We start from the raw sequence: 4,465 nt of genomic DNA, 5'->3' as shown, positions 1-4,465 counted from the left end.
GATCCATCGAATGAACCAAACCGCCCACATATCTCTTCAGATATCAAATTTTCAAACAGCGTTGAGACAAAAGAAACTGAGATGCGCCCTAACTTCTTGGCGCGCCCCGCCTCTAATACCTCGAATTTTTATCCGCCTTCCGATCCGAACCACCGCGTCTCCGCTGCCGTCCGCCCCGTCTGGCGCCCCAGCGGTGCGTCTCAGCGCCGCCGGTAGAGGGGGTTCTAAGGTTAGTGGGGCAAAGCCGCAAGCAGAAAGTTGAGAAAAGATGAGATTTCGGGGAACTTTTCAGCAAGATGCTGAAATGGCGTGCTAATTTCCCGCATCTAACGCGCCGGAGTTAGCCTCCCCTGCCCTATCTCAGCCGACAGCTTCAACGCGGGCCCATGAATCGAACGCGATTCACGGGATCACAGGGCAAAATCGGCGACTCGCAGCGCAGGCCCTACCCCTCCCCTGCATCCTCCTCCGCCCGGCTGAGCGGAAGCGGCTCTTTGAAGGTGAGCGTGCGGTAGGGGAAAGGAATCTCTAGCCCTGCTTCGTCCAGCGCCCGCTTCACCGCGGTCACCACCTCATCCCGAGAGCGGCGCTGCTCGACCGGGGCTGAGCCTGTCCACCAAGTCACCTCGAAGTTGATGGAGGACGCCCCGAACTCTTGGGCGAAGACCTGAATCGGATGCTCCCCCTGCTCTACCGTCTCGCAGCGCGCGACCGCTTCGGAGATCACCGCCCGCGCTTCACCCAGATCGACATCATAGGCCACCCCGCAGATCACGGTTTGCCGACGGTGCTTTTGATCCGTGCGCACATAGACGGGGTTCTTGAAAAGCATCGCATTGGGCACGATCACCAGTTGCCCGTCTGTCTGGCGGATATGGCTCTCTCTAATGGCGATATGGGTGACCTTGCCCTCGATCCCCTCGCATTCGATATGATCCCCCATGCGCATTTCCCGACGAAAGAGGATGATGATCCCGGCAAGGAAATTCTCAAAGACGTCCTTGAAAGCGAAGCCGATGGCGACCGACCCGATGCCGAGCCCCGCCAGAATGCTGGCAGGTGTGAGACCGGGAAAGACGATCACGGCCGCGATCATGATGCCAAAGACCCAGATGAGGATAGACGTCAGTAGGGTAGAGAGGTCCTGAAGGCTCGGGCGCAGCTTGGTGCGGGACAAGGTTTTGCTGACCAGCGACCGGCCAAGCGCGGCCATGGCCCAGGTCAATATCAATACGAGGGTTGCGACAGCGATCTGCGGCAAAAGTGCGATTGCGTCTCGCGCCATCTCCATGATCTGGCGCCACATGATCCTGACTGGCTCCACCCTGCCCCTCCTCTGGCTTATTGGTAGATTGCCGCAAAACCCATCCTGCGGCGAGTGTTAATTGCGCCCCGCTCAACGCGCCACCTCTGGCCGTGTGAGGCTCGGGAGCTAGCTTAGGGCAAGGTTTAATCTGTTTTGAAAGGAGCCCGGCGCGCCCGGCGTGACACTATGGACATCATTCGCATCATCATCGCTATCCTACTGCCCCCTCTTGGGGTGTTCTTGCAGGAAGGTCTGGGAAAGCACTTCTGGATCAACATTCTCCTGACCTTGCTGGGTTACCTGCCAGGGATCGTCCATGCGCTCTATATCATCATCAAAAGGTGATGGCGCGGGCAGCAGCCCGAATAGAAAAAGCGCGCCTCCGGTAAGAGGCGCGCTTTTGCAATCAATCAGATAGTTTGTCCTTGGCGTCACCGACACCCTTTTGCACTTTGCCTTCGGCCTGATCGGCCTGACCTTCGTGCTTCAGGTCTTCGTTGCCTGTGGCATCGCCAGCTTCTTCTTTCAGCTTGCCACCGATGTCTTTCGCCTTGCCTTTTGCTTGGTCGTCATTTGCCATGGTTGCTCTCCTCTATCTAGGTAGGGGAACAACGTTGGGCAGGAGGCGCGGGTTCCGTTGCGGGTGAGGGAAATCACGCGCGTTGGGTGGCGAGGGGTGTGGTCTGTTTGATTTGCTATAAAAAATGGTGCCCGGGGGCGGAATCGAACCACCGACACGAGGATTTTCAATCATTCTGCATTTAGAACCGGCAGACATTGACTGGCACGGCCTGAGACTGGGTGAGACAAGCTAACCCCATAAAATCAATGGGCATTCATTAGCCAGCCTGCGACATCCTGACGCAGCCCTTGTCTCAAATCGTCTCAGCCGATTTCAGGCAATCTAAGCTACTTTGCAGTCCCGTGCAGTCCCGCTTTGGGCAAAAAGAACGTGGCCAATCTGCACCTCGCAAACAACGCGAGGAACCACATGAAAAGCACTCAACTCCTTACCGACAGGCTCATACAGAGCATCAAGGCCGACACGGGCCGTATCCAGATCACCGATGCCAGAACACAGGGGCTTAAGTTGCGCGTATCGCGCACTGGCCACAAGTCGTTTGCAGTCATGATGCGCGACAAGGCCGGCAAATACACGACTATCACCATCGGCACCTATCCCGACCTTTCGTTGAGGGAGGCGCGTGAAGTGGCCTGCCAAATCCGGGTGGATATGAGGACCAAAGGATTGGAAAAGCCCCGCACATACGCCAATTCCAAGGTTGGAAAGATCACGCTGCGAGAACTGCTGGACGAGGTGCAGCCGGTCTTCGCGCAGACCAAGAAGGGTTGGCGTCCAAGGGGAGGCCCAGGTTCGTCCGCTTACACTCGAAATACCATTGAGCGGGTTTTCAGACCACTCCTCGACAAACCAGTCGAAAGACTAACTGCAGAGGACTTTGGTCGGGCTGCCAATGGGTATCAACCGGTTCGTCCATTGAAGGGAAAGGATACGGCGAATGGCCAAGTTTCCCGAGCGTTATCCTACTTATCGCCGGTGCTGGACTGGGCAGCGCATCGGGGCCGCAAGTTTGACAAGATCGGAGCGGGCCGCGCTACTCGTCTCGATGTCGCTGAGCTGCGCCGCGTCCATGACCCAGCAACCAACGACCCTACGATTAAGGGCAAGCGGCAACGCGTTCTCAGCGTCGAGGACGATCGCTGCCATCTTCCCGCTTCTACAATACCCTGCCCCAAAGAAAATCCGACGCCGGAACATCCTTCCGAAGAATGATTTCGGACCTGCGGCGATGCGCTTTCTCCTGCTTACATTGGCTCGCCGCGAGGAGGTAGCCAATGCCCGATGGGGGGACATCGACTTCACGAACGGGGTATGGGTCAAGCATGATGTAAAGGACACGACCGGTAAGGGACGAAGCCAACGCTTGCCTCTCTCTAACGCGGCCTTGGACTTCCTCCGGTATCTACCCGGTTATTTGAACCGTGATGGAAATGCGCTGGTGTTTCCAAACCGCGATGGCGGAAAGCTCGACAATTGGAATCGGATTGCCGAGCAAATTCAGAAGGGTAGCAATACAAGAGACTGGACGCGGCACGACCTCCGTCGCACCGGTGCGACCCTTCTCGAAGAGCTACAAGTGCCGGTCCAAACCATTGAAGCCATTCTCGACCACAGCAACCGCTTCGCAAACGCGGGCGTTAGCGGATCGGCGGTCCACTACATGGTGGCGACGCGGATTCTGAACAAGGTGGAAGACCCCAAGCTCGTAGCCCTGAACAAGCTCAGCGCAGCCTTGGACCATATCGTCGCCGACGCGAAATCTGGCGGGGACACCGGACGGACGGACGCCCCCCATTAGGGGGAGCGTCCGTCCGTCCGGAAGAAATGTTCGATTTTCGTTTTTCGTCCGGACCAAACGGAACCATGTCCCGCTCGGCGCCGGAAACGGGCCATCAACACTTTAAGACACAGGTATAATATGAAAAAAATCAACGATCTCCAAGCAACTGAAGTCAATCAACGCCCTCGGGTCCTTGGACAGGAACCAGTTTCCGCTAACGCACATCAACCCAACCCCGATCCCGACTACATTGTGCAGCGTTTTCTGTTCCCAGGCGAGGTCAGCATGTTCGCGGGGCCGTCGAACCTGGGAAAGTCGGCCATCGTAGCCAGCATTGCAGCTCATGTCGCCATGGGACGCGACTTCTGTGGCATGCGCGTTTCCCGCGCCGCCATCCTCTATGTCGCCGCAGAGGCAGCAAAAGGCGTTTTAAAACGCGCATTCCCCTTTTTGCGCCAGAAATCCGGCAGGGCCGCCGCGTTCGGGGTGCTGGATATGCCGGTGGATCTGTCAGACCCCGAACTCGTCAGGCGCTTCGCAGCAGATGCGAAAGCATTCCGGGACTACCACGGATGCGATGATCTCGTCGTGGTCTTCGACACCCTGAACCTCTGCATGGGTGATGGCGATGAAAACTCGTCTCGGGATACCGGGCGCGTCCTTGCAAATTGGACCGGCCCCCGTTTCACCGGACACCTAAGCGGTTTCGGTTTTAGCCTTGATGAACTCGCGAGGCGAGCGCCATCTTAGGCCGCTGTGTGGGTGGTTGTTGTTATAGTCCTCGATCCATTCTCCT

General features: G+C 57.3%; 6 protein-coding genes and 1 pseudogene. 4 read left to right on the top strand and 3 right to left on the bottom strand.

Going from position 1 to position 4,465, the window contains the following annotated elements:
• Window positions 1-445: 445 nt before the first annotated feature.
• On the bottom strand, window positions 446-1,324 hold the full coding sequence (locus J7392_RS23995; protein WP_348540734.1) for a mechanosensitive ion channel family protein: 879 nt from the start codon (window positions 1,322-1,324) through the stop codon (window positions 446-448).
• Between the two features lie 168 nt (window positions 1,325-1,492).
• Between J7392_RS23995 and J7392_RS23990 the strand changes: the two genes are divergently transcribed.
• Window positions 1,493-1,651 (top strand): YqaE/Pmp3 family membrane protein, encoded by a 159-nt coding sequence (locus J7392_RS23990; RefSeq protein WP_082852043.1) that lies wholly within the window; start codon window positions 1,493-1,495, stop codon window positions 1,649-1,651.
• A 61-nt stretch (window positions 1,652-1,712) separates the two neighbouring features.
• Here the strand turns inward: J7392_RS23990 and J7392_RS23985 are convergent, their stop codons facing one another.
• Window positions 1,713-1,886, bottom strand: a complete 174-nt coding sequence (locus J7392_RS23985) for a CsbD family protein (RefSeq protein ID WP_082852044.1) — start codon at window positions 1,884-1,886, stop codon at window positions 1,713-1,715.
• A gap of 411 nt (window positions 1,887-2,297) precedes the next feature.
• Between J7392_RS23985 and J7392_RS23980 the strand changes: the two genes are divergently transcribed.
• The 3 genes and pseudogenes from J7392_RS23980 to J7392_RS24330 form a co-directional block, all read left to right on the top strand.
• The gene (locus tag J7392_RS23980) at window positions 2,298-3,101 is read left to right on the top strand and encodes an Arm DNA-binding domain-containing protein (protein WP_209219838.1); all 804 of its coding nucleotides are present in this window, start codon (window positions 2,298-2,300) and stop codon (window positions 3,099-3,101) included.
• A gap of 16 nt (window positions 3,102-3,117) precedes the next feature.
• Window positions 3,118-3,687, top strand: coding sequence for a tyrosine-type recombinase/integrase (locus J7392_RS24335; protein ID WP_247744760.1), 570 nt, complete (start codon window positions 3,118-3,120; stop codon window positions 3,685-3,687).
• Window positions 3,688-3,807: 120 nt separating this feature from the next.
• Window positions 3,808-4,332, top strand: a pseudogene (locus tag J7392_RS24330) (AAA family ATPase); the annotation flags it as partial.
• Between the two features lie 33 nt (window positions 4,333-4,365).
• On the opposite strand, the gene J7392_RS23970 reads toward J7392_RS24330, so the two are convergent.
• The coding region (locus J7392_RS23970; RefSeq protein WP_209219775.1) for an integrase core domain-containing protein at window positions 4,366-4,465 on the bottom strand (100 nt) is incomplete at its 5' end.

The sequence above is a fragment of the Sulfitobacter sp. R18_1 genome (genome assembly GCF_017743915.1).
Lineage (GTDB): Bacteria > Pseudomonadota > Alphaproteobacteria > Rhodobacterales > Rhodobacteraceae > Sulfitobacter > Sulfitobacter faviae.
This window is presented reverse-complemented; position numbering and strand designations above follow the sequence as displayed.

Coding starts and splice junctions, on each gene's coding strand:
- J7392_RS23990 (WP_082852043.1), top strand. CDS start 1,493: ATGGACATCATTCGCATCATCATCGCTATCCTACTGCCCCCTCTTGGG.
- J7392_RS23985 (WP_082852044.1), bottom strand. CDS start 1,886: ATGGCAAATGACGACCAAGCAAAAGGCAAGGCGAAAGACATCGGTGGC.
- J7392_RS23980 (WP_209219838.1), top strand. CDS start 2,298: ATGAAAAGCACTCAACTCCTTACCGACAGGCTCATACAGAGCATCAAG.
- J7392_RS24335 (WP_247744760.1), top strand. CDS start 3,118: ATGCGCTTTCTCCTGCTTACATTGGCTCGCCGCGAGGAGGTAGCCAAT.